Origin of the sequence: Flavobacterium facile, assembly GCF_036321945.1 — a bacterium.
In the GTDB taxonomy this organism is placed as follows: domain Bacteria; phylum Bacteroidota; class Bacteroidia; order Flavobacteriales; family Flavobacteriaceae; genus Flavobacterium; species Flavobacterium facile.
The window spans coordinates 12,821-38,783 of record NZ_JAZAYT010000022.1; the positions used below are offsets into that span (position 1 = coordinate 12,821).

Here is a 25,963-nt window from a genome sequence, read left to right on the forward strand (position 1 = left end):
TCTGGAAGCCTCATATTTTACTCATTTATAAGCTAAAAATATTAAAAATAAAATGTTCTTATTTAATGAGTTTACCAAAGACACGTTTCTGTTTACCAAATTTGATTTCGTAAATTAAAAAGCCCGTTTCATAAACTCGACACTTTCATTAATTTAGTATTTATTACATTTGTTTAAAATCTGAATCCTTGCGAATACTTTTACTTTCCTTGTTTTTACTTATTACGAATTTAGGCGTTAGTCAAAATCCGTATAGTATATCTATTGATAAAGCTTCTGGACTTCCATCAAATAGTATTTACGATATTTTTCAAGACAGTAAAGGATTTATGTGGTTTGCTACTGGTAAAGGTTTGTGTCGATATGATGGAAATAATACAAAAGTTTTTACTGCAGATTTCCAAACTTCAAAATCGGGTTCTTGTATTGCTGAAGATGCTTTTGGAAGAATTTGGTATTGCAATTTTGATGGTTATTTGTATTATGTAGAAAAAGAAAGCATTAAAGCTTTAAAACAACCTGCTTCACTAGGATATTTCAAATTTGGAATCGTCAAAAACGAATTATTCCTTATTCAACTGAATGCTGTTTTAGTATACGATTTAAAAACATTACAACTCAAACACAAACATTCCATTCCTGATAAACAAATCCGATTTTGTTTTGCAACGAAAGATAATTTCTATGTTTTAAGTGATTATCTATATGAATTTGGAGAGAAAAATTCAATCAAAAAACACCCTTTACCTAATAGGTTTTTTGAAGAAATAATCACACCCATTATAAACACTTGGAACGGCAAATTAATTATTAATTCCAAATCGAATAGCACGTATTATAGCTTTGAAAACGATAAATTTTCAAAACATAAATTGAATAATGCTCCTGATTTTATTCAGAATACCGCTATAGCAGATAGTTCCATTTGGATTTGTACTCCCAACGGCGTTTATAAAAATGATTTAAATACTACCAAAAGTAAAACCTATTTTACGGATCAAAATATTTCTTTTGTTTATAAAGACAAACAACAAAATTATTGGGTTTCCACTTTAAATAAAGGTGTTTTATTTATTCAAGATTTCACTAACAATTACATCGATTTACAGCCCAGACCACAATCTTTAGCCTTAGGAAAAAACGAAATTTTCATCGGCGCAGAAAAGGATTTAGTTTATAAACTCAACTGTAAAACGTTACAAGCTGAGAAAATATTCGAAACAGAAAGCAATCATTCTATCAGTCAAATTTTTGCTGACACTATAAATGGAAATGTGTTTTTTAATTCGATAAAATTCAACATTCTTACCAAAAAGAATCAAATTACAAATGAATTTTCAATTGCTATAAAAGACGTAAAAAAAGTAGATCACAAATACTTTTCATTTGCAGCAAGCGGATTAGTTGGTATTTTTTATATCGACAAAAATTTAAAAAGCAATTGGGACTTTATCTATGAAAAAAACAAAAACGCTAATTTCTCAGGATTTAATCAAGTGTCTTTATTAAACAATACAAACGGAAAATCTACAGAATACAATGCTATAAATAACACTATTTATTACGCCACAAATAATGGACTAATTGCAGTAACTAATGACGGAAAAAGCAAAGAATTAAAACACAATAATGAAACGCTTTTTCTAATAAAAATTCAAAAATATAAAGATAAAATCATCGGGCTTTCAACGGCTGAAAAATTATATTGCTTAGATTCGAAAAACAAAGTTACCCTTTTCAAATTGCCTTATTTTATTGCTAAAGAAAAATTTAATCGCTTTTTTATTAGAAATCAATATTGTTATTTATTTTCTGAAAATAGTGTTTATGAATATGATTTGGAAAGCAAAAAAGCACAGAAAGTGATGTCGATAAGTAACGACATGGAAGCGACAGATGTGATTTTAAAAAACAACCAACTTTTATTCGCCACGTCAAAAGGAATTGTGATAAAAAATCGTAATGAAATTGGTAATTATCCGAAACCTAAATTGATTGTAAATGAAATTCAGATTAATGGAAAAAGACGTGAAATTGAGGAAATAAATCAATTAAATCCAGAAGAAAACGACATCACTATTAATTATTCCGTTTTATCATTTATTCCAAATGAAAATTATCGTGTTTCGTATACCATTAATAATTCAGAATGGAAAACATTGGATGAAAACGATAAAAATTTAAAACTATCTTCTTTATCATCAGGAACTTATACTATTCAATTAGCCTTTATTTATAATAATGAAAAAACCGAATTACAAACTATTCAATTCGAAATTAAAAAACCCTTTTGGCTTAATACTTTCTTTTTAATAGGAATGGGAATACTTTTTTTAGTGTTAATTTATAGTTTTTACAAATGGAAAATTCGCAATTTAAAACGCAAAAACGAATTACAATTAGAAAAAGTAAACCTGGAAAAAAACTTGAATCAGTCGAAATTAAAAGCTATAAAATCGCAAATGAATCCGCATTTCTTTTATAATGCGTTGAATACTATTCAGTCTTTTATTCTTTCAAACGATAAAAAACAAGCTGTAAATTATTTGTCAAAATTCTCAACATTAACACGTACGATTTTAGAAATGACCGAAAAAGATTTGGTTTCCATTACGGAAGAAATTAAAACGTTGAGTTTGTATTTAGATATTGAAAAAGTTAGATTTAATGATGATTTCAATTACGAAATACTGGCAGATTCGAATGTTGATGCTGACAATATTAAAATTCCATCTATGTTTTTACAACCTTTTGTAGAAAATGCGGTAAAGCACGGATTACTTCATCAAACAGAAGAAAAAAAGTTGAAAATTCATTTTGAAAAAGTGGCGGATCAAATTAAAATCAGCATTGATGATAACGGAATTGGTCGTAAAAAAAGCCATGAATTAAATCAAATCAAAAACAATAAACACCAATCTTTTGCCACAAATGCGATGCAAAATAGAGTGAACTTATTGAATCAATTTACGCAAAAGAACATTTCAATTGCATACATTGACAAGCAAAATCAAAACAATCAATCGTTAGGAACTACTGTTGTATTTGTAATTCCTATAATTTATTAAATCCTTTATGAAAGCTATAATTATTGACGACGAAAAACGAGCACGAGTTTCATTAGCGTTACTTTTACAAGAGTATTGTCCGCAAATTACTGTAGTTGCAGAATGTGAAAACTTGCCAGAAGGTGTAAAAGCAATAAGAAAATTTCAACCCGATTTGGTTTTGTTAGACATTGAAATGCCTGGTCATAGTGGTTTAGAACTATTAGATTTTTTTGACGAAAATGATGTGAATTTTTCTATCATTTTCACTACTGCATATAACGAATATGCCTTACAAGCTTTTAAATTTTCTGCTGTCGATTATTTGTTGAAACCCATAAATCCAGAACAATTAACAGAAGCTATAGCTCGTTTAGAAAAGCAAAAACAAAAAGTAGAAAATTACAAATTATTAAAAGAAACGATTAACCAAGACAGTTTAACAAAAATCGCGGTGCCTTCTGGAAATACTTTAATTTTTATTGATACGACAAAAATATCATATATTAAAGGTGAAGGTGCGTATTCAGAAGTGTTTTGCAACAATGGAACTAAACATTTAGTTAGTCGAAATCTGAAAAATTTTGAAGATATTTTGTGTTTGGATACGAGATTTATGCGCGTTCACAAATCGTATATTGTAAATTTTGAACAAGTGGTGGCTTATAACAAATCGGATGGTGGAAGTTTAGAATTAGAAACTGGAATTCATATTCCTGTTTCACCAGATAAAGCTCAAACTATTTTAGATAGAATTCAGATTATTAAAAGATAATTAAAATCATTTAAAATTGAAACCCAACTTGTTTTAAATCTTCCCAAAAAGTTGGATACGATTTGGAAACTACTTCAGCGTTTTCAATTATAATTGGTACTATTAATGCTAAAGGAGCAAATGCCATAGCCATTCGATGATCTTGATAAGTTGTAATGCTTACGTTTTCATTAATTCCTTTTGAAGAAAGTATCGTTAAGGAATCATTTGTGATAGAAACTTCTGCACCAAGTTTAGTTAATTCGTTTTTTAAAGCTTCTAATCGATCCGTTTCTTTGATTTTTAAAGTATGTAACCCTGTAAAATGACATTCAAAACCTAATCCAAAACAAGTTACTGCAATAGTTTGCGCAATGTCAGGCGAGTTTTGCAAATTGTATTCTGCATATTCAATAGTATAACTTTCAGTTTTGGTAATAGTTATTGATTTATTACTATTGAAAACTGTTTCTACTCCAAAATCCTCATAAATATCGGCCAAAACAGCATCGCCTTGAAGACTATTTTTAGTATAGCTTAATAAAGTAATTGTTGTACCAATTTCAGACAATGCAATTATAGAATACCAGTAAGATGCAGAGCTCCAATCGCTCTCTACTGTTATTTTTTTGGCGTTTATACTTTGAAGTTGATTTACTTTAATGATATTTTCTTTAAAACTAGTTTCGATACCAATTTCGTTTAGCAAAGCCAATGTCATTTTGATATAAGGAATAGAAGTAATTTCACCTTCTAAAGTCAATTCTAATCCGTTTTCTAATTTTGGAGCAATTAATAATAAAGCTGAGATATATTGACTACTAACATTAGCCGGTAAAGAAACTTTATTTTTAGTTAACTTTTTTCCTTTGATTTTTATGGGTGGAAAACCTTCCTTTTCTTCATAAGAAATATCAGCACCCAGCTGATTTAAAGCTGCTACTAAAATTTGAATTGGACGTTCTTTCATACGAGAAGAGCCAGTTAACACTACTTCTTTTCCTTCCTGAATGGCGAAAAAAGCGGTAAGAAAACGCATGGCGGTTCCTGCATGATGAATGTTGAAAAGCGGGGAATCAGAAGTTAGAAGTTGAAAGTTTTTTAACACTTCTAACATCACTTCCGAATCATCCGAATTGGATGTGTTTTCTAAAGTTAAATTCGGATATAACGCTTGTAACAACAATAATCTGTTGGTTTCAGATTTCGAACCAGTTATTGAAATTTCAGATTTCAGATTTGAAATTTCAGATATTTTAAATTGTAAATTCATTAGTGCGATACAAATTTTAAACCTATAATTGAAGCAATAAGCGTAAACATAAAGAATATTCTCCAAAAAGTAGCGGGTTCATTAAATACTAAAATACCAACAATCACACTTCCGATAGCGCCGATTCCTGTCCAAACGGCATAGGCTGTTCCGATAGGTAATTCTTTGGTGGCTTTTACTAACAAAACCATACTTATGGTTAAGCAAAATAAAAATCCGCCATACCAAAACAAAGAAGTATTACCTGAAGTTTCTTTTGCTTTGCCTAAACAAGTTGCAAAACCGACTTCAAACAAACCTGCAATTATAAGTAAAATCCAGTTCAAAATTATTTCAGTTTTTCGTTATTTTGATGGCGGTCGTGATCGCGATTGGTTTTTAAATCGAGTTTTTTATTAAAAGCTTCTTGCAAATTGATTCCAGTTTGATTCGCCAAACATAAAACCACAAAAACTACATCGGCTAATTCTTCGCCGAGATCTTTATTTTTATCTGATTCTTTTTCAGATTGTTCGCCATATCTTCGAGCTATAATTCGGGCAACTTCACCTACTTCTTCGGTAAGTTGCGCCATATTCGTTAATTCGTTAAAATAACGAACGCCGTGATTTTTTATCCAATTATCAACTTCAAGTTGTGCATTTTGTAAGTCCATATTATTGCTTTTTTTTAAATTTTGGTAAGATTAAAGTATAAAAAATTGCCATTACTAATCCGAAAGCTACTCCAAATTTTAATGATTTTATCCAATCATGAAATTGCAAAAAATAAATTAATACGGTGCAAATTGTTCCGTTTAGTAAAAATTCTAAAAATGGTTTTTTAAAGTTGAAATCATTCATACTATTCTCTATTTTTACTATCTATACTTATGGTTACTGGTCCGTCATTCACTAACGCCACTTTCATATCGGCACCAAATTGTCCGGTTTGGATTTTTTTACCTAATTCGGTTTCTAATTGTTGTACGAATTTCTCATACATGGGAATGGCAATATCTGGTTTTGCAGCCTTAATATAACTTGGTCTGTTTCCTTTTTTGGTTAAGGCATGAAGTGTGAATTGACTTACTGCAATAATTTCACCAGCAATATCTTTTACAGAAAAATTCATTACCTCATTTTCATCAGCAAAAATGCGAAGATTTACAATTTTTGAAACCAACCAATTACAATCTTCGGAAGTATCTTCTTCTTCTATACCAACTAAAACCAATAAACCTTGATTTATTTGTGCGACTATTTCTTGTTCAATTTCAACTGAAGCTTCAGAAACACGTTGAATAACTATTCTCATTTTAACTTATATATTAATCGCTATGAATGTTGAATGTATTTGCTGGGTAGTATTAAATATCAAAAAATTTAAAACACTAAAGGCAGTAAAGATGAAACTAAAAGACGAAATATACTATTAATTAATTGTTAAAATTTTTTTAATATTTATATATGTGTCTGTTTTAGACGCAATGAAATATTTTATTTTAGACGCGATAAATCGCGTCTCTACGATTTACGGGTTTCATCGCTGGCAATTCGGTCTTCACCATAAATATCATTACGGAAATTTTCTTCGTCGCCTTCTAATATTTTTAAATAACTTTGGTACCTGCTCCAAGCAATTTTATCTTCGTCCAATGCTTTTTTTACGGCACAATGTGGTTCTTCTTTATGTAAACAATTGTTGAACTTACAATCTCCTTTTAGAACAAAAAATTCAGGAAAATAATCGGAAATTTCTTGTGGTTCCATATCTACCATTCCAAAACCTCTGATTCCAGGTGTGTCAATAATTCGAATATCGTTCGCTAAATCGAACATTTCCGCAAAAGTGGTAGTATGTTGCCCTTGCGAGTGCGTATTTGAAATTTCTTTCGTTTTCAGATTTAATGTTGGTTCAATTGCGTTCACTAATGTTGATTTACCAACGCCAGAATGCCCAGAAAACATAGAAACTCTTCCTTTCATTAAATCCATTAATGCTGTAACACCTTTGTTATCTGTGGCCGAAACTCGCAAACATTTATATCCAATTTGCTCATAAGTATGTTGCAAATACAATTGCTCATCTAAAGTCGCATCGTCAAAAGTATCAATTTTATTAAAAATTAGGATCGCTTCAATTCCGTATGCTTTTGCAGTTACCAAAAATCTGTCGATAAAACTGGTTGTGGTAGTTGGATTATTAATAGTTACAATTAAGAAACCAATATCAATATTTGAAGCAATAATATGTGTTTGTTTCGATAAATTTACCGATTTACGAACGATATAATTTTTACGATCGTGAATATTTGTAATGATTCCGTTAACTTCATCAACTGTTTCATCCAAATCAAAATCCACCACATCACCTACCGCAATTGGATTGGTACTTTTAATACCTTTCATTCGGAATTTACCTTTGATACGACAATTGTAAAATTTATTTTCGGTAGATTTTACGTAATACCAACTTCCGGTAGATTTATAAACGGTTCCTGTCATTTTTAATTTTGATTTACGATAATTGATTTTGATGCATCGTAACTTAGAACAAAGATAGTATTTCTTCTTTTATTTGTTAATTATTTTTTCTTGATGCGCGATACTTTCTTGGTGAATGGCTTTGTATATTCTCAAAACGAAATCTTCATTTAAACCTTTTTCTTCTCCATCTAAAATCATTCGACCTAAAATTTCATTCCAACGTTTGTTTTGCAAAATGGCCACGTTTTTCTCTTTTTTAAGTTGTCCGATTTTTTCGGCTAACTTCATACGTTTTCCTAAAATCTCAATCAATTTCGTATCTAATTCATCAATATAAGCACGTTGCATGGCCATTGCTTTGTTCCATTCTGCATTTTCATCCGTTTCTTTTCTCATTTTCAAATCGATGAAAATTTGTTTTAAAGTGGCTGGCGTTACTTGCTGAGCCGCATCACTCCAAGCATTATCTGGATCAGTATGTGTTTCAATAATTAAACCATCGTAATTTAAATCTAAAGCTTGTTGCGAGACTTCCTGAATCATATCACGTTTTCCAGTAATGTGCGAAGGATCACAAATTAGCGGTAAATTTGGGAATTTATTTTGCAGATCGATTGCAATTTGCCATTCTGGATTGTTTCTGAATTTTGTTTTTTCGTAAGTTGAAAATCCTCTATGAATGACACCTAATTTCTTAATTCCAGCGTTATACAAGCGTTCTACGCCACCAATCCATAAAGACAAATCAGGGTTTACAGGATTTTTTATTAAAACAATTTTATCCGTGTTTTGTAAAGCATCCGCAATTTCTTGAACAGCAAATGGGTTTACAGTTGTTCGCGCGCCAATCCACAACACATCAATATCATGTTCTAAAGCTAATTTCACGTGATTGGCATTTGCGACTTCCGTAGCCATTAACAAACCTGTTTCTGCTTTAGCTTTTTGCAACCATTTTAGTCCGATTTCTCCAACACCTTCAAAGCCACCCGGACGCGTTCTTGGTTTCCAAATTCCCGCACGGAAAATCGACACATCTGAATTTTTCAATTCGTGTGCAATTTTTAAAACTTGTTCTTCCGTTTCTGCACTGCAAGGTCCAGCTATGACTAATGGGTGATTTAAATTAAAATCTACCAACCATTGTTTATGTTCTTTTGTAATTTCCATTTTGTTTCTAATAAAAAAATCCCGAAAAAATCGGGATTTACTAATTTATATATAAAACATAGTAATCCCTAGCGAAAAGTATTCCACCAAGTTGCTACCATATTTAATTTGTTTTCTAACATTGATACAAATATATAAAATATTTAATAACTTAAACTCACTAAGCCGTTATCTTGAACAATTATTTGTCCGGTTATTCCGTTTGAATCTTCTAAAAGTAAGAAACATGCTGTTTTTGAAACATCAATTGGATTTAAAATTCGTTTTAATGGATGCTTTGCAATCATGTTTTCTTTAATTTGATCTGAACGTAAAATTCCAGCGGCTAATGGTGTATCAATTAAAGATGGTGCGATGGCATTCACTCTAATTTTTGGTGCGAATTCTGCCGCTAAACTTTTCACTAAACCTTCTACTGCTCCTTTTGCTGCAGCAATACTAGCATGATACGGCATTCCTGATTGTACCGCAACTGTACTAAACATCACAACGCTTGCTTGTTCCGATTTTTTTAAGGTCGGTAAATAATGTTGAAACGCTTTTAAGGCTCCGAAAAAATTTACATTAAAATCGGTATTAAAATCTTCTAAACTTAAACGATTGAAAGGCTTCAAATTGATACTTCCCAAACAATACACCAAACCATCAATAGCTTCAATGGTTGGTAATTCGTCAGTTAGCGCATCTAATTGATACCAATTCCCATTAAATTGATACGTTGGTTCAGAACGAGAAATAACGTGACAAAAGTTTCCTTTTTCAGATAATTCTTTTACGATTTGTTCCCCAACGCCTTTGCTTCCGCCAATTATTAAGTAGTTTTTCATAGATATTATATTTTTTTGGCCACGAATTCACAAATTTTTAAAATTTAATTCGATTTAATTCGAATTTTTCGTCAAGGACGAACAAATTATACAATTCGATAATACGTGGCGAAACCCATTAAGCTATTATTTTAATCCTAAAGTTAGTGATGTTATACTAATTTTAAATATTTTTCAAAATCATTAATTTTCACTTTTGCTTTGATATCGAACATTAAACTATATAGACCAAAAAATGTTCGGTTTACATATATAAAATGTTTGGAACCTCTGTTTCCATTCATTTTTCTTAGTGTTTTATCACTTGCGAATTTTTCACTTAAAGCTGCAATATCATTCTGAAATTTCAAATCAGCAAAATCAAACTCAACTTCATTTATTGGTCTGGTAAATACAGATAATAATTCGTGAAACAAATCAGTAAAAAATTCTAATTCTTTTGGTTTATCCGTAGTTTTTAAAATCTCTAACTCGTATAATTTTTTTGTAAAATAGTCCATGTCTTTTAATGATTCTGGTGTAGAAACTTCAAAATATGGTACGTAAAAATCATTTGGAATTTCTTTCATACAACCAAAATCAATCGCAATTAAATTGTCGTTTTTATCCACTAAAAAGTTTCCTGGATGCGGATCGGCGTGAAATTTTTTCAATTGGTGAATTTGGTACATATAGAAGTTCCACAAGGTTTGTCCGACTTTATTACGTTGTTCTTGAGAAGCATTACTTGAACAAAACTCAGATAAATGAATCCCATTCATCCAATCCATCGTGATAATTTTATCTGAAGAAAATTCAGGATAATAATGTGGAAATAACAAGTTTTCGATTTTCTCACAATCTTCAATGACTTTCATCGACTGCGAAATTTCCAATTTATAATCTGTTTCCTCTGTTAATTTCTCTTCTACTTCTTGAAAATATTCGTCTGAAGTTCCCTGTAAATTGAACATTCTAATCGCAATAGGTTTCACTAAAGCAATATCAGAACTAATACTTTCACGAATACCAGGATATTGAATTTTTACGGCTAATTCTTTTCCGTCTTTCTTTGCCTTATGAACTTGACCAATACTTGCAGCGTTTATAGAATCTGGTGAAAAACTATCAAATAATTCTTCAGGATATTGTTTAAAATACGTTTTAAATGTTTTTCGAACTAAAGGCGCTGATAATGGCGGAACAGAAAATTGCGACAACGAAAACTTATCCGTATAAGATTGAGGCAACAAGTTTTTTTCCATGCTTAGCATTTGTGCGACTTTTAAAGCACTTCCTTTTAATTCCTTTAAGCCATCATAAATATCAGAAGCATTACTTTCATGTAATTTGTCTTTTGTTAAAGATGGATTCACAACTTTTTCTCCGTAATATTTTAGGTAATTTCCTCCAACTTTCACACCAGTGGTAACCAATTTAGTTACACGCTCCATTTTTCCTGTTGGAATACTGTCTATTTTTTTCATTGTTTTTTGTTGAATTTATGATTTAGAAAACATGCCATTCATTTGTTCTTTCCATAAAAATTTCCCAAAATCAATTACACTTTGAGTTGGAATGTTATAGGCTAAATCGAAACTTGCTTTTACTGATTTTTCTATGAAAACATCTGTCTTTTCAAAATTTGGTGATTCGTCGTTCATCCAAAAATTGAAAATCGAAAGAAATTGCAACCAAGAAGCTTCTTGTAAAACTTTGTCTTGAATTTTTACGACCGTTTCTTGATCAATTTTAATAGGTTTTTCTAGAATAGTTAAGGCGAAATCCAAATATACTTCACGAAGTTTTGATAACTTCCCAAGATTTTTCATTGGGTTTTTGTCTTGTTTCAGTAAATAAATCACAAAACTTCTGTTTGCCGTTGCCATTTCGAAAAAAGTAAAATAAAAAGCTGATAACTTGTCTGCGCTTTCATACGATTGATAGGCTTCATTTTTTTCTAATAATTCTAAAGTATAAGCAAACATAGAAACAAAATATTGCTTTTCTAAAAACTCAAAAGAAGCAAAAAATTGGTAAAAATCGCTTTCTTCCATAGTGTTTTGCTTGGCAAATTCATAAACCGAATTGGGTTTTTTACCATGCGTTAAACAATAATCTGTGTAAGCAGAAACAATTACATCTTCCGTAATTGCTTTCTTTTTTTTAGGTGCAGCCATAATATTCTTATTTTGTTTAACAAATATACAAAAAAAGTAAACAGCAAAAACAACATTAACTTAAATTTATCTATAATAGTATTGCATTTATTTATTATTTTTGTTGAAAACAAGAATATGTCAATAGAAGTAAAAAACATAACCAAAACATACGGATCACAAAAAGCGTTAGATAACGTTAGTTTTTCTGTAAGCAAAGGCGAAATTGTAGGTTTCTTAGGTCCGAATGGAGCTGGAAAATCGACTTTAATGAAAATATTGACAACGTATTTAACAGCAGATGAAGGCGAAGCGACCGTAAATGGATTTGATGTCACGACTGCTCAAAAAAGCGTACAACAATCTGTTGGCTATTTACCAGAACACAATCCGTTGTATTTGGATTTATATGTTCGTGAGTATTTAGAATTTAGTGCTGACGTGCATAAAACGGACAAATCTAGAATTCAAGAAGTGATTGAATTGACTGGTTTGACTCCGGAATGCCATAAAAAAATTGGTGAACTTTCTAAAGGATTTCGTCAGCGTGTTGGTTTAGCAACGGCTTTACTTCACAATCCTGATGTTTTGATTTTAGACGAACCTACAACAGGTTTAGATCCGAATCAGTTGGTGGAAATTAGAGAATTAATTAAGAATATTGGTAAAGACAAAACCGTATTTTTATCTACACATATTATGCAAGAAGTAGAAGCTATTTGCGATAGAATTATTATTATTCACAAAGGAAAAATTGTGGAAGACGCTCAACTTGCGGATTTAGGCACTAATTTAGAAAAAGTTTTTAGAGAGAAGACGAAATAATGGTCGATTTGACAATTAGTCAATGTGCCAATACATATATTCTAATTCAAAATCAATTATTTCAATAGTTTGCAAAAAAAATCTCTTCATAAAACTAAATTTACGAAGAGATTTTAAAACAAGCAACGCATTACTTGTTAATGTCTTTCTTGATAAGTAACGTATTTACTTCTTAATCTGGTAAAGTCATTATATAATTCGGCAATTGTGATATCAGATAATTTAGCATCTAACACTTGACTGTAAATCAAATCTTCTTCTGTTAATCCGTATTTCTTAATTGAAGTTTTTAAGGTTTTAACTGCCATTTTGGTATCGTTACTTTTAAAATAGCAATTTGCCAATTCAAAACACACTTCTTTTAAATCGTCTTTTTTAGCTAATTTCACATACGATTTATACGATTTAATTGCAGCGTTATAATCTGCATTTAAAGCAAATTTCCTTGCTTCTTGCAGTAACAAATCTTTGTCTTGTGAAAAAGTTATCTGACCCACAAATAAGATAACGAATAGGAAAATAATTTTCTTCATAATACACCAGATTTAAAATTACATTCTTAAAGTTAAAAATATAATTTTAATCTACCAAAAGTGAAACACTACAAAAAACATGTATCAATAGGTTACAAAATAACTTTTTGTCACTAATTCTAACTATTCGACAATATTATTTCATTTCATTTTCTGATTTTGCGTAAAAGATAGCATAACAAGTAAAAATGCAACAATATGATAAAAATTCGTATTCATTTAAAAAAATAAAAAACCTCAATAAATTCTTACGAATCAAAAGAGGTTTTTACACTTAACTATTCTTAATTTAACTAAACTTATTTTGTTTTTAACTCGACAGTATTATTTTCAACATAGATGTCTACATTATTTAATCTTTTTATGAACTGTTTTCTCAAAGTAGTATACTCAGGAAAAATATCAGCCCAAGCGACTTCAAACAATTTTTTATCTAAAACGGTACTGGTTTCTAAATCTTCTTTAGTGGCACCATATCTTGAAATGGTTTCTTTAATCACTTTAAATGCCATAAAATTATTTTTATTTAGAAAATAACAGTTGGCTATTTCATAATAAATATCTTTTAAATTAACTGCTTCGTTTTTAAATAACTTTATGTACGATACATATTCTTTTATCGCTTGATTGTAGTTTTTGTTTTCTTTTAATTCTCTCGCACGATTTAAAACTTCATCTCTATCGTTTGAAAATCCAAATTGAAACGATAAACTTAATACTAAAATTAATATGATTTTTTTCATGGAATTTACGATTTTAGGTTACTATTTCAAAAGTAGGAATAACCTCTAATTAATAATAATTTTACCGATATAAAGCTAAAAAAATCGCCAAAAAACATGATACAACCAGTTACTAATCAGTACTTTATGAAATTTTAAAATAATGTACTTGCAATAGCTTTTATGTTTTCTGCTTTTCCCATAGAATAATAATGCAACACAGGAATTCCAGCGGCAACTAATTCGCTACTTTGTTGTATGCACCATTCGATACCAATTTGTTTAACCGCTTCATTATCTTTTGCCTTTACCACAGCCATAATTAAATCGTCTGGTAATTCTAAACTAAATCGGTGTGGAATTAAATTCAGTTGTTTTTTAGTTGCGATAGGTTTCAAACCCGGAATAATTGGGACAGTAATACCAGCCGCTCTGCATTTTGCAACAAAATCAAAAAATTTCTGATTATCGAAAAACATTTGTGTGATAATATAATCTGCTCCATTTTTAATTTTTTGTTTTAAGAAATGAATATCACTATCTAAACTTGGTGCTTCCATGTGCTTTTCGGGATAACCGGCTACACCAATACAGAAATCAGTTTTAGAAGAATTTTGCAAATCGGCATCCAAATAAATTCCATTATTTAAATCGTTGATTTGAGAAACCAATTCCGAGGCAAAAGCGTGACCTTCTTTTTCAGGCTTGAAGTAAATTTCACTTTTAACCGCATCACCACGAAGCGCAACTACGTTATTAATTCCTAAGAAATCTAAATCAATTAATAGATTTTCTGTATCTTCTTTGGTAAAGCCACCACACAATATATGCGGAATGGCATCTACATTATATTTATTCTGAATTCCGGCACAAATACCAACAGTTCCAGGGCGTTTTTTTACAATTTTCTTTTGTAATAAACCGTTTTCCAATTCTTTAAATTCGTATTCTTCTCGATGATAGGTTACATCAATAAATGGTGGATTGAACTCCATTAACGGATCGATACTATCAAAAATAGATTGAATATTTTGACCTTTTAAAGGCGGTAAAATCTCGAAAGAAAACAAAGGTTTTCCGTTGGCGTTTTCTATATGTTCGGTTACTTTCATTTTTTTGTTTGTTTCAAGTTTCAGGTTTCAGGTTATTGAACTTTAAACCTGAAACAACTATTTTTAATCTGTTATATTTGGTGCTAACCATTTGGTTGCTATGTCTGTTGAAATCCCTCTTCTTTTAGCGTAATTTTCGACTTGATCGTTTTTAATTTTTCCTAATCCGAAATATTTACTTTCCGAATTCGCAAAATAATATCCTGAAACCGAAGAAGCGGGCCACATCGCCATACTCTCCGTTAATTTTACTCCGATATTTTCTTCCACATTTAAAATATTCCAAATGGTTGGTTTCTCTAAATGGTCTGGACAAGCCGGATAACCTGGCGCTGGACGAATTCCTTTATAATTTTCTTTGATTAATTCGTTGTTGGTTAAATTTTCCTCTGACGCATAACCCCAAATTTCTTTACGGACTTTTAAGTGTAAATATTCGGCGAAAGCCTCTGCTAATCTATCTCCTAATGCTTTTGTTAAAATCGAATTATAATCGTCAAATTGAGCTTCAAACTCAGCTGCTTTTTCATCGACACCAAAACCTGTTGTCACACAAAAACAACCAATATAATCTTGTTTATTCGTTTCTTTTGGTGCTATAAAATCAGACAATGCAATATTTGGCGCACCAACTGTTTTTTGAGATTGTTGTCTAAGAGTTAGAAGTTGGAAGCTAGAAGTTGGAAGTTGCACTTCAATATCATCATCATTAACCGTGTTAGCCGGATAAATTCCTAAAATCCCTTTGGCTGTAAACCATTTTTCAGAAACGATTTTAGCTAACATAATTTGTGCATCTTTAAACAAATCTGTCGCTTGTTCCCCTACTACCTCATCTGTTAAAATTGCTGGATATTTCCCAAACAATTCCCATGATTGGAAAAACGGTGTCCAGTCGATGAAGTCAACTAATTCTGAAAGTTCCACCTCAACAATTTTTGTTCCTATAAAATTAGGTTGCATCGGTTCGAAAGTATCCCAATCGATTTTAAATTTATTTTTACGAGCTTCTTCAATCGTTAAGAAATTTTTCTCTCTGGCTCTGTTTAAATAACCTTCGCGTAGCGTGTCGTATTCTTCGCGTAAAGCGACAGAAAAATCTGATTTTGTTTCTGTATTTAATAAATTTGAAGCTACAGTTACGGCTCTAGAAGCATCATTCACATGAACTACTGTCGCTTTATATTCTGGAGCAATTTTCACGGCTGTATGCGCACGAGAAGTTGTGGCACCACCAATCATCACAGGGATTTTGATGTTTAACTTATCCATTTCTTTGGCTAAATACACCATTTCATCTAACGAAGGCGTAATTAAGCCGCTTAAACCAATAATATCGACATTTTCTTTAATGGCTGCTTCAATAATTTTTTCTGGCGGAACCATCACCCCTAAATCGATAATTTCGAAATTATTACAGGCCAAAACCACAGAAACAATATTTTTACCGATATCGTGAACGTCACCTTTTACGGTTGCCATTAACACTTTTCCTGCTGAAGACGAAGCTGTCGAATCTTTTTCCGCTTCAATAAATGGTAATAAATACGCTACGGCTTTTTTCATCACACGTGCCGATTTTACTACTTGAGGCAAAAACATTTTTCCGCTTCCGAATAAATCTCCCACCACGTTCATTCCTGCCATTAAGCTAATTTCGATAACTTCGATGGCTTTTTTAGCGTTTAAACGAGCTTCTTCTACATCAATTTCTATAAATTCATCTATTCCTTTGACTAAAGAATGGGTTAATCTTTCTTGAACTGGATCATTACGCCATTCGGCAATTGCTTTTTCGTTTGCTTTATAATCGCCTTTAAAACTTTCGGCTAAATCTAATAATCTTTCTGTAGCGTCATCTCTTCTATTTAAAAGAACATCTTCAACGTGTTCTAATAAAACCTTGTCAATTTCATCGTAAATTTCTAACATTTCTGGATTTACGATTCCCATTGTCATCCCATTTTGAATGGCATGATATAAGAACGCAGAATGCATCGCTTCACGCACTTTATCGTTACCACGGAAAGAGAACGAAACATTACTTACACCACCAGAAATATTGGCATACGGTAAGTTTTCACGAATCCATTTTGTCGCTTGGAAAAAATCTAAAGCATTTAATTTATGTTCGTCCATTCCAGTTGCAACTGGAAAAATATTAGGATCAAAAATGATATCTTCGGCAGGAAAACCCACTTGGTCGACCAAAATATTATAACTCCTTTTACAAATTTCGATACGACGTTCGTAATTATCTGCTTGTCCGACTTCATCAAAAGCCATGACAATTACTGCTGCGCCATATCGTTTAATTAATTTAGCATGATGAATAAAGGTTTCTTCTCCTTCTTTTAAGGAAATAGAATTTACAACGGCTTTTCCTTGTACGACTTTTAAACCGGCTTCGATGATTTCCCATTTCGAGCTATCAATCATAACAGGAACACGAGCGATATCTGGCTCGGCAGCAATTAAATTTAGGAATTTTGTCATCGCGTATACGCCATCTAACATACCTTCATCCATGTTAATGTCGATAATTTGCGCGCCACCTTCTACTTGTTCACGAGCTACAGAAAGTGCTTCCTCATATTTCTCTTCTTTAATTAATCGAAGAAATTTACGAGAACCTGTGACATTCGTTCTTTCACCAACATTAACGAAAATAGATTCTTCTGTAATGAAAAGTGGTTCTAAACCTGAAAGTTGTAAATTTATTTTATTGTTTCTTGACATCTTGTTTTTAAAATCCTCTAACTTGTTAAAGCAAACTATTTATTTTTCTATAATTTTTCGCAACATCTCTCCAGAAGATTTTGCTTTGGTTATAGTATAATTTTATTCTAATTATAATATTTTTCATTTTTAGCTTTTTTAAAAATCCATTTAGACTTTTAAATAGCTAAATGAAATTTTATTCTGATTTTCTTGGCTCAAATTCTGCAGCAACTTCTGCAATTAATTGGATGTGTTCTGGAGTTGTACCGCAGCAACCACCAATAATATTTATCAAATTATCTTGTAAATATTCCCGAATTAGCGCTTGCATTTCTGCTGGTGTTTGATCGTATTCTCCGAATGCATTTGGCAAACCTGCATTTGGATGCGCCGAAATATTCAATTGTGTGTGATGTGCCAATCGTTTTAGATAGGGTTTCAACTGATCTGCACCTAAAGCGCAATTGAAACCAACGCTTAACAACGGAATATGTTGAATGGAAATTAAAAACGCTTCCACCGTTTGACCTGATAACGTTCTTCCTGAAGCATCCGTAATCGTTCCAGAAACCATGATTGGAATATCTAAGTTTCTTTCTTCTTTAACTTCTTCGATAGCAAAAAGTGCGGCTTTCGCGTTTAAGGTATCAAAAATCGTTTCTACTAAAAGTACGTCTGAACCTCCATCAATTAAGGCATTGACTTGTTGCTTATACGCAATTCGTAAATCGTCAAAAGTTACGGCACGATAGCCTGGATCATTTACATCTGGCGACATAGAAGCAGTTCTGTTTGTGGGTCCGATCGAACCTGCAACAAAGCGCTTTTTATCTGTAAATTCATCAGCCACTTCACGAGCAATTTTGGCGGATTGGTAATTTAATTCGTATACCAAATCTTCCATGTGATAATCGGCCATTCCAATTGTAGTTCCTGAAAAAGTATTGGTTTCCACAATATCAGCGCCCGCTTGAAAATACAAACGATGCACTTCTTTTACTGCTTCTGGTTGTGTGATAGAAAGTAAGTCGTTATTGCCTTTTAATGGATGAGGAAAATCTTTGAAACGTTCGCCACGAAAATCTTCTTCTTCAAATTTATTGCGTTGTAACATCGTACCCATTGCACCATCCAGAACTAAAATTCTTTCTTTAATGGCTTGATAGATGTTACTTTTAGATGTTAAAGTTGATGTGTTCGTATTTGACATTTTAATGCTATTTGTTAGAAATAAAAAATTATTCATGCGTTGTTTCACGCGTTAAAATTGAAACGTGTGTAAACTTAAAATTGATATCAGCGAAAAGTGGTGAAAATTTTCTGGTTATCTGTTTCCGATAAAAAAATCGGAATAGAATGTAGCACCTTCTACAAGTGTAGGGTTGCTAAGGTTTCGCAGGGTCTAATCCCTCCACCTTTCGTGATAACAATCATTATGTTTATGAACGTTGCAAAGGTAACAAAAAAATATAAAAAAGAAATATTTTCTAAATTTTAATTAAAAAAAGAGGGTAAATAGTTTTTTATCCTTTAATAACAATAAAAAAAAGAATAAAAAACTACTGAAAATTCTTTTAAGTTATATTTTATCGATAATTCTCAAAATATCACCAAAAACGCCTCGAGCTGTTACAGACGCTCCTGCTCCTGCTCCTTGAATTACGATAGGTCTTTCCCCGTAGGATTCGGTATATATTTCAAAAATGGAATCCGAACCTTTTAATTGCCCTAGAGCTGAATTTTCAGAAACAGAAACTAATTTAACTTCTAAATTTCCTTTATCTTGTTGTAAATCGCCAGACAGTTCTCCGATATAACGCAGCACATTTCCTTTCTCCTGATTTTCTTTAATTGTTTTATAATGAAAATCTAACAGTTGCAAATTTTCTAAGAAATTAGATGTAGTTAACGATCTTAATTCCACTGGAATTAAATTCTGGACATCAATTTCATTCAATTCGTTTTGCAAATCTAATTCGCGTGCTAATATCAGTAATTTTCTGGCTACGTCGTTTCCACATAAATCTTCACGTGGATCTGGCTCTGTGAAACCTAAAGCAATCGCTTCTTTCAACACTTCACTAAATGGTTTATCTTCCACTGAAAAATGATTAAAAATATAACTCAACGTCCCAGAAAAAACCCCTTTAATTTTGGTGATATTTTCTCCTGAAAGGTGCAATAATTTAATCGTATCAATTAAAGGTAAACCGGCACCAACGTTGGTTTCGTACAGATAATTTTTTTGATTATCTTGTAAAACCTGACGAATTTCTTTGTAGAAACCATAACTTAAGGTATTGGCAATTTTATTAGAAGAAACTACATCGAAACCACTTTCAATTAGTGTGACATAATTTTCTACGAAACTGCTACTTGCGGTATTATCCACTGCGATTAAATTTTCTAAATGATTTTCTTTCGCATATTTAATAATATCCTGAACCCCGTAAGCTTCTCCGTTAGTTGCTATTTCAGATTTCCAATTTTCATTGATTCCTGTTTCATTAATTACCAATTTTGTAGAATTCGCAATCGCAAAAATATTCAGTTTGATTCCCTTTTTGATTTCAATGTTTTTTGCTGAAGATAAAACCTGATCAATCAAAGTCGAACCTACTAATCCGTGTCCGAAAATCGCAATATTAATTTTTTTTGACAAACCGAAAATACCTACATTAATTACATTCAAGGCGCGTTTTAAATCGGTTTTCTTCACTACCAAACTCACACTATTTCCTGTAATGATATTATTAAATAAAATAGGTGTGATTTTATTTCGTATTAAAGAGGAATACAACTTGTGAAACGTACTTAAATCTTGACCTGCAATTGAAATTGCTGCGATATTGTTATCTACGGAAACTTTACTTACATCCCCAAAAAGAAATTCTTTAGAAAATTCTTTTTCCAAACCTTGCAAAGCTTCTGCTGCTCTATCACTATTAACCACAATTCCAATTCCTCTTTCCGAAGAACCTTGCGAAATAATACTTACACTTATTTTCAAAAAGGCCATTACGCTAAAAATTCGCGCATCGATACCTGGTTTACCCAATAATCCTTTTCCTTCTAAATTGACTAAAGAAACATTATCCAAAACGGATAATTCTTTAATTCCTTTGTACTTGAATCCTTTTTCTTCTGATTTTAAATTTGACATCGTTAGTGTGTTTGTTTAGTGTTAAAAATTGTTTTTAAAATATTGTTTAATCTTTCATATTCTATCAAAAAAGCATCGTGTCCGTGAATGGAGTTTATTTCGTGATAGGTTAAATTTTTCGTGAGGTTACTTAATAAATTATGCGTTTTTATGTTTTCATTTGGTGCGAAAAAATAATCACTATTAACAGCTATTTGGTGAATTTTTGTCGGACTGATTTTTGCGAAATCTTGCAAATCTTTTTTCGTCGTGTTTTCACCAATGGTTTTTAACAGATGATTCATTAATTTATAAGCACTTAATTCGAATCGACTTGTTAATTTTTCACCGTGATGTAACAACCAAGATTCGACTTTATAACTATTTTGATTGTCATTTCTTTCCGAATTAAATTTCGCCGTTAGTGATTCTGGTGTTCTATACAAAAGCATCGCGTGTAATCTCGCATCATGAATTGGATTTTTAGAATTATTCAGAATTGCATCTTGCACTAAAACATTTCCGATTAGCCAATCGTTTGCTTTCCAATTTGTGGCAATAGGAACTAAATTCTGAATGGCGTTTGGTTTTATAAAAGTCATTTCCCAAGCAATGGCACCGCCTAAACTTCCACCAATTACTGCAAAAAGTTGATTCACTTTTAAATACTCTAAACCTTTCCAAAAAAGCGAAGCGATATCTTTCGTGGTGAAACTTTTATAATTTTCAATTAAATTTTCGGGGTTGTTATCATAACCATTTCCTGGAATATTGAATGCGATTATCGTATATTTATTGAGGTCAATTACTTTGTTTTCTCCTACAACATCATTCCACCAACCTTTTTCGCCAGCTACATTTGAATTTCCTGTTAAGGCGTGGTTTACCAAAACAATTGGCGCCATTCCTATAGGCAAACCAAAAGTTTGAAAGGATAAGTTGATTTTACAAACCTCTCCCGATTGAAGTAAAAAGTTTGAAATTTTTATATTTTGTATTGTTTTCATTTATTTTTAAACTAAAGTTATTTTATTGAGATTCTGAAACTAGTTCAGAATAAAAAAACCCTTTTGAACAGTTGCCAAAAGGGTTTTTAGTTGAACTAAAACTAAGATTACATCTTCCGCTTTTGGCAATAGTTTTTACGCATACAAAAAATTGTACGCATTTTCATTGTTGTGTAGTTTATGGTTTGGATGGTTTGTTTCATTCTTAAAATTCTTATTATTTTTTAAATTTAGTTTATAAAAAAACCTCTGCTGTTTGCAGAGGTTAAATTGTATAACTTTTAAAATATTTTAAAACTATGCAATACTTGCCCTCTGCGGAATGTTCCACATCATATAGCGCATAGTGCAAATTGTAAAATTCATTTTTTCTTGATTTTGATGTGGCAAATTTAGAATAATTTTCTGTCATAAAAAATTATATAGATAAATTATCTAAATTTTGTTGTTTATAAATATTAAAATAGATTTAATATCTAAACTAATGCCTTAAAAGCAAAAATAATTCTATCAAACAGAAAAATTTAGTTTAAAATATTTTTAGTAACATTCTCACACTAAACACAATTACCAAAAACGCAACCACTAACAAGGCAGTTCTTTGAGGTAATTTTCCAGCAAGTTTTGCCGCAAAAGGCGCAGCTAAACCTCCGCCAATAATTAATCCCAAAACGATATACCAATGACTCACACCAATAGAAGCTAAAAATGTAATGGATGCAGCCATCGTTACAAAAAATTCTGCTAAACTCACCGTTCCAATTACATATTTAGATTTTTTTCCTCTAGATAATAGCGTTGAAGTTACAATTGGCCCCCAACCTCCACCTCCGAAAGCATCTAAAAAACCTCCAGCAAAACCCAATAATCCGGTATTTTTACTTTTTCTATTTGGGATTTGTTTTCGAATGGCAATTCTTAATAAACTGAAACCCATAATCATGGTGTAAGTAGCTAAAACTCCATATGTAATTTTTTCATATTTACTACCAAAATACACCAAAAGCAAAGCTCCAGAAACCGCTCCAATTACACCAGGAATGACCAGCCACCAAAGCAATTTCTTGTTTACATTTCCGAATTTATAATGGGAGAATCCGCTAATTCCGCTAGAAAACATTTCCGCGGTGTGAATACTTCCACTTATGGCTGGCAATTTTATTCCTAACAACATCATACTCGTAGAACACGTTATACCATAACCCAAACCCACTGCACCATCTACCAATTGTGCAAAAAAACCAATCAATAACATTCCGTAAAAAGCATTTGGAATTTGGTCTGAATATTCTTTTACTTGGTCTATAGAAACAATTCCTGAAAACCCGTAACCCAAGAAAATAGCAAAAAACAAAAGTGTCAATTGAAACGTTAAGTTTTTATACTTCTTTTTTTCTGACTTTTTCTTCTCAAACACAGAAGTAACTTCATTCAAATCGGCTAGTTTTTGGCTAAAATCTCCTTTATGTTGGTTTCTAAATTCATTTAATTGCGTGATGTTTTCTTCAATTTCATCTGGAATGACTTCTGTAAAATATTCCCGTAATCTCTTGGCTAAAACTGGCGATTTTCCATTGGTTGAAATTGCAATTTTTAAGTTTCCTTTATTCACAATCGAACCCAAATAAAAATCACACAAATCAGGTTGATCGGCGGCGTTGACTTTTATTCCTTTTGCTTTTGCTAATTCTCTAACGTTTCGATTTACTTCGGGTTTATCCGTTGTTATGATTACAAAATCTTTGTTTTCTAAATCCGTTGCTTCAAAAGCTCGTTCATAAAAAGAAATAGTTTCATTTTCATGAATTATCTCTTTTAACTTCGGATGAAAATAAGTGGCTACCAAGATGATAGTAATCTTAGGATTTTGTTTCAATAAAGTTTCTGTTTTTTCCAAACCAACATTTCCACCGCCCACAATTAAAAAGCGGGCAGTTTCTGTTTTTAGGAAAACTGGAAATAATGTATTACTCATTTTTTTTCTTTTTTAAATCAATACTGTGAATAATCGATAATCTTAAAATATCTCTGTTATAAAAATCAACTCCTGATTTTTGTTGTTGAAACCAATTCATATAGCCAATTTCAAAAGCATAAGAAGCATTCAGTTTATAATTGAAAGCTGCATAAATTCGGTTTTGATCAAAAGTATTTTTTACAATCTTATTTCCTACATTAAACATAATTTCATCTTTAATTTTTACGATTAACGCTTGTTGTTTCTCATTCTTCCAAATCGGAACATCTATTACTAATTGATAGCGCAATCGGAAATTTGAAAAGCGATAACCACCAACTAATCTGTCATTTTCCACATCATGAAAAAATCGCGCTTCGGCTTTATAACGATGATTGATAGTTAAAAATCCTAATTTTTGTTTGTTACTAAAACCAACATCTGGACGCAATTCGGGAACCGTCAAATTACTTTCAGAATTTGGAGTATTCGGATTTTGTAAAAACAACGTCATTCCGACAGAAGCGTTCCAATCTCCGAATACTTTTCTTTCTAAATTCGACCTAAAAACCAATTGATGTTGGGCTGTTGGATTATAAAACTGTCGTTCTTGAATTTCACTGTTTAAATTCCAATTTTCGTTAAACTTTAAATTATTATAATATCCATACCAAATCAATTGTTGATTTTCGACCTTTTTTTGAGCTATTAAAAATTCTGGAAGCAATAAAATAATTACTAAGATTATCTTCTTCATTAGTTCAAAATTGTTCTAAAAGTAAAATCGCCGAAAGTTTCATTTTCTAACTTCTCGTTTACATATTTTCCTAGTAAAACATCCACTTCCGCTAAAATTTGTGATTCGGTTTGTTTCTCTTTATAAATGGTATTCAAACGCGTTCCTAAACGATCGCCACCTAACATGAAATTATATTGTTCCGGACCTGTTCCAACAAAACCAAGTTCTGATACATATGGACGACCACAACCGTTTGGACAACCTGTCATTCTAATGGAAATTTCATCATTTGACAATTCGTATTTTGCTAAAATTGGTTCGATTTTGGGCGGATTCAAGACCTTAACGCAACAAGGTCAGTTAATATTGTTCTAATCAAAATTAGTATTTTCTTTTCATTTTGTCTAATTTCAGAATAACTTTTTTGGTCTTTTTAATTGACCAAAAGTTATTTCCGAAATAGGCTTGATTTATGCTATATAGTTAGTGATTTCTTGATTCATTTTTTCTTGAGGTGTTTTGTACCCTAAAACCTTTCTAGGTCTATTGTTTAGAGTTAATTCAGCATGTTTTAGTTGTTTGTTTGTTATGGTGTTAAAATCAGTTCCTTTAGGGAAAAAACGCCTAATTAAACCGTTCGTGTTTTCGTTAGTTCCACGTTCCCAGGAAGAATAAGGATTAGCAAAATATATATCCATTCCAGTGTTATTTGATAGCCATTTGTGATTTGCCATTTCCATTCCGTTGTCGTAAGTCATTGATTTTACAGTGTATTTGGGTAGTGTTTTCAAGTGTTTTGCAAATTGTTGTGTCACGGTTTCGGATTTTCTATTTTCTAATTTAATAATGAAAACATATCTTGTTTTTCTTTCTACAATTGTTCCGATGGCACTTTTTTGTCCTACACCAATCATTAGATCTCCTTCCCAATGTCCAACTTCGTTTCGTAACTCAACACTGTTGGGTCTTTGGCTAATATTTACTTGGTCTTTGATTCGTATTTTGTTTTTTCCACCTTTTCTATTGTATCTTCTTTTGGAATGATGATAGGGTAGAAGTTGTATGAGTTTTTTGCCTAATCTTGACTGTCTATGTTTATAAATATGCTGATAAATTGCTTCATGAGAGATTGTCATAATACTATTGTTAGGATAATCAATTTTAATTCTTCCAGCAATTTGTTCTGGCGAAAAACCACATAATAAGCCTCTGTAAACAAATAGTTTAAGTTTTTTATGAGTATTTATTTTATCAAGATTTCTTTTGTTTAAATACTCTTCTTTTGCAAAGAAATCTGCTAAAGTTGCATTGTATTTATCGGTTGGTTTGTGCATCCAACTATTTATTTCTCGAGTAATAGTAGAACGATTTCTATTTAGATGCTTTGCAATATAACTTTTAGACTTATTTTCATAGAGTAAAGTCTCAATAATAATGCGTTCATTTAGTGTAAGTCGTTTGTGCTTTTTTTCCATAATTCAACAAAGATAAAAATTATCATTTGTTGCATTAAGTTATTGAATTCTCC

General features: G+C 31.4%; 22 protein-coding genes, 2 pseudogenes and 1 riboswitch. Of the genes and pseudogenes, 3 read left to right on the forward strand and 21 right to left on the reverse strand.

Going from position 1 to position 25,963, the window contains the following annotated elements; genetic code table 11:
* Positions 1-188: 188 nt before the first annotated feature.
* Complete coding sequence (locus UEQ13_RS00765; RefSeq protein ID WP_329804448.1) at positions 189-3,068, forward strand: sensor histidine kinase; 2,880 nt, start codon at positions 189-191, stop codon at positions 3,066-3,068.
* Between the two features lie 7 nt (positions 3,069-3,075).
* A complete protein-coding gene (locus UEQ13_RS00770; RefSeq protein ID WP_329804449.1) occupies positions 3,076-3,822 on the forward strand; it encodes a LytR/AlgR family response regulator transcription factor in 747 nt (248 codons plus the stop codon).
* A gap of 10 nt (positions 3,823-3,832) precedes the next feature.
* Here the strand turns inward: UEQ13_RS00770 and aroA are convergent, their stop codons facing one another.
* The 10 genes from aroA to UEQ13_RS00820 form a co-directional block, all read right to left on the reverse strand.
* Positions 3,833-5,074, reverse strand: a complete 1,242-nt coding sequence (aroA, locus tag UEQ13_RS00775; RefSeq protein WP_329804450.1) for a 3-phosphoshikimate 1-carboxyvinyltransferase — start codon at positions 5,072-5,074, stop codon at positions 3,833-3,835.
* A complete protein-coding gene (locus tag UEQ13_RS00780) occupies positions 5,074-5,400 on the reverse strand; it encodes a DMT family transporter (protein WP_329804451.1) in 327 nt (108 codons plus the stop codon). Before UEQ13_RS00780 ends, aroA begins: the two co-directional genes overlap by 1 nt.
* Positions 5,401-5,402: 2 nt before the next feature.
* On the reverse strand, positions 5,403-5,729 hold the full coding sequence (locus UEQ13_RS00785) for a nucleotide pyrophosphohydrolase (RefSeq protein ID WP_329804452.1): 327 nt from the start codon (positions 5,727-5,729) through the stop codon (positions 5,403-5,405).
* Position 5,730: 1 nt separating this feature from the next.
* On the reverse strand, positions 5,731-5,916 hold the full coding sequence (locus tag UEQ13_RS00790) for a hypothetical protein (RefSeq protein WP_329804453.1): 186 nt from the start codon (positions 5,914-5,916) through the stop codon (positions 5,731-5,733).
* A gap of 1 nt (position 5,917) precedes the next feature.
* On the reverse strand, positions 5,918-6,370 hold the full coding sequence (gene dtd / locus UEQ13_RS00795) for a D-aminoacyl-tRNA deacylase (RefSeq protein WP_329804454.1): 453 nt from the start codon (positions 6,368-6,370) through the stop codon (positions 5,918-5,920).
* 209 nt (positions 6,371-6,579) lie between these two features.
* Positions 6,580-7,560, reverse strand: a complete 981-nt coding sequence (gene rsgA, locus UEQ13_RS00800; RefSeq protein WP_329804455.1) for a ribosome small subunit-dependent GTPase A — start codon at positions 7,558-7,560, stop codon at positions 6,580-6,582.
* 69 nt (positions 7,561-7,629) lie between these two features.
* On the reverse strand, positions 7,630-8,712 hold the full coding sequence (locus UEQ13_RS00805; RefSeq protein WP_329804456.1) for a bifunctional 3-deoxy-7-phosphoheptulonate synthase/chorismate mutase type II: 1,083 nt from the start codon (positions 8,710-8,712) through the stop codon (positions 7,630-7,632).
* Positions 8,713-8,855: 143 nt separating this feature from the next.
* Positions 8,856-9,539: an SDR family NAD(P)-dependent oxidoreductase gene (locus tag UEQ13_RS00810; RefSeq protein ID WP_329804457.1), complete on the reverse strand. Its 684-nt coding sequence runs from the start codon at positions 9,537-9,539 to the stop codon at positions 8,856-8,858.
* A gap of 152 nt (positions 9,540-9,691) precedes the next feature.
* The gene (locus UEQ13_RS00815) at positions 9,692-11,005 is read right to left on the reverse strand and encodes an ABC1 kinase family protein (protein ID WP_329804458.1); all 1,314 of its coding nucleotides are present in this window, start codon (positions 11,003-11,005) and stop codon (positions 9,692-9,694) included.
* 15 nt (positions 11,006-11,020) lie between these two features.
* Positions 11,021-11,698: a TetR family transcriptional regulator C-terminal domain-containing protein gene (locus UEQ13_RS00820; RefSeq protein ID WP_329804459.1), complete on the reverse strand. Its 678-nt coding sequence runs from the start codon at positions 11,696-11,698 to the stop codon at positions 11,021-11,023.
* A gap of 117 nt (positions 11,699-11,815) precedes the next feature.
* Between UEQ13_RS00820 and UEQ13_RS00825 the strand changes: the two are divergent.
* A pseudogene (locus UEQ13_RS00825) lies at positions 11,816-12,469 on the forward strand (ATP-binding cassette domain-containing protein); the annotation flags it as partial.
* Between the two features lie 170 nt (positions 12,470-12,639).
* Here the strand turns inward: UEQ13_RS00825 and UEQ13_RS00830 are convergent.
* The 11 genes and pseudogenes from UEQ13_RS00830 to UEQ13_RS00880 all read right to left on the reverse strand — a co-directional run bounded on the left by UEQ13_RS00830 (position 12,640) and on the right by UEQ13_RS00880 (position 25,910).
* Positions 12,640-13,035, reverse strand: coding sequence for an outer membrane protein assembly factor BamD (locus tag UEQ13_RS00830; protein ID WP_329804460.1), 396 nt, complete (start codon positions 13,033-13,035; stop codon positions 12,640-12,642).
* Positions 13,036-13,334: 299 nt separating this feature from the next.
* Positions 13,335-13,778 carry a hypothetical protein gene (locus UEQ13_RS00835; RefSeq protein ID WP_329804461.1) on the reverse strand — a complete coding sequence of 148 codons (444 nt, stop codon included), beginning with the start codon at positions 13,776-13,778 and terminating at the stop codon, positions 13,335-13,337.
* 134 nt (positions 13,779-13,912) lie between these two features.
* The gene (metF, locus tag UEQ13_RS00840; RefSeq protein ID WP_329804462.1) at positions 13,913-14,869 is read right to left on the reverse strand and encodes a methylenetetrahydrofolate reductase [NAD(P)H]; all 957 of its coding nucleotides are present in this window, start codon (positions 14,867-14,869) and stop codon (positions 13,913-13,915) included.
* 63 nt (positions 14,870-14,932) lie between these two features.
* A complete protein-coding gene (gene metH / locus UEQ13_RS00845) occupies positions 14,933-17,647 on the reverse strand; it encodes a methionine synthase (RefSeq protein WP_329804468.1) in 2,715 nt (904 codons plus the stop codon).
* A 139-nt stretch (positions 17,648-17,786) separates the two neighbouring features.
* Entirely contained in the window at positions 17,787-18,800 is a 1,014-nt protein-coding gene (locus tag UEQ13_RS00850) for a homocysteine S-methyltransferase family protein (RefSeq protein WP_329804463.1), read from the reverse strand.
* A gap of 111 nt (positions 18,801-18,911) precedes the next feature.
* A riboswitch (SAM riboswitch) is annotated at positions 18,912-19,020 on the reverse strand.
* 149 nt (positions 19,021-19,169) lie between these two features.
* Positions 19,170-20,714 (reverse strand): annotated as a pseudogene (locus UEQ13_RS00855) (ACT domain-containing protein); the annotation flags it as partial.
* A 41-nt stretch (positions 20,715-20,755) separates the two neighbouring features.
* Positions 20,756-21,739: an alpha/beta fold hydrolase gene (locus UEQ13_RS00860; RefSeq protein WP_329804464.1), complete on the reverse strand. Its 984-nt coding sequence runs from the start codon at positions 21,737-21,739 to the stop codon at positions 20,756-20,758.
* A gap of 529 nt (positions 21,740-22,268) precedes the next feature.
* The gene (locus UEQ13_RS00865; protein WP_329804465.1) at positions 22,269-23,714 is read right to left on the reverse strand and encodes a TSUP family transporter; all 1,446 of its coding nucleotides are present in this window, start codon (positions 23,712-23,714) and stop codon (positions 22,269-22,271) included.
* Positions 23,707-24,453, reverse strand: coding sequence for a DUF2490 domain-containing protein (locus tag UEQ13_RS00870; protein WP_329804466.1), 747 nt, complete (start codon positions 24,451-24,453; stop codon positions 23,707-23,709). Before UEQ13_RS00870 ends, UEQ13_RS00865 begins: the two co-directional genes overlap by 8 nt.
* Positions 24,453-24,773, reverse strand: a complete 321-nt coding sequence (locus UEQ13_RS00875; RefSeq protein WP_329804467.1) for a hypothetical protein — start codon at positions 24,771-24,773, stop codon at positions 24,453-24,455. Before UEQ13_RS00875 ends, UEQ13_RS00870 begins: the two co-directional genes overlap by 1 nt.
* 132 nt (positions 24,774-24,905) lie before the next feature.
* Positions 24,906-25,910 carry an IS30 family transposase gene (locus UEQ13_RS00880; protein WP_329804339.1) on the reverse strand — a complete coding sequence of 335 codons (1,005 nt, stop codon included), beginning with the start codon at positions 25,908-25,910 and terminating at the stop codon, positions 24,906-24,908.
* Between the last annotated feature and the right edge of the window lie 53 nt (positions 25,911-25,963).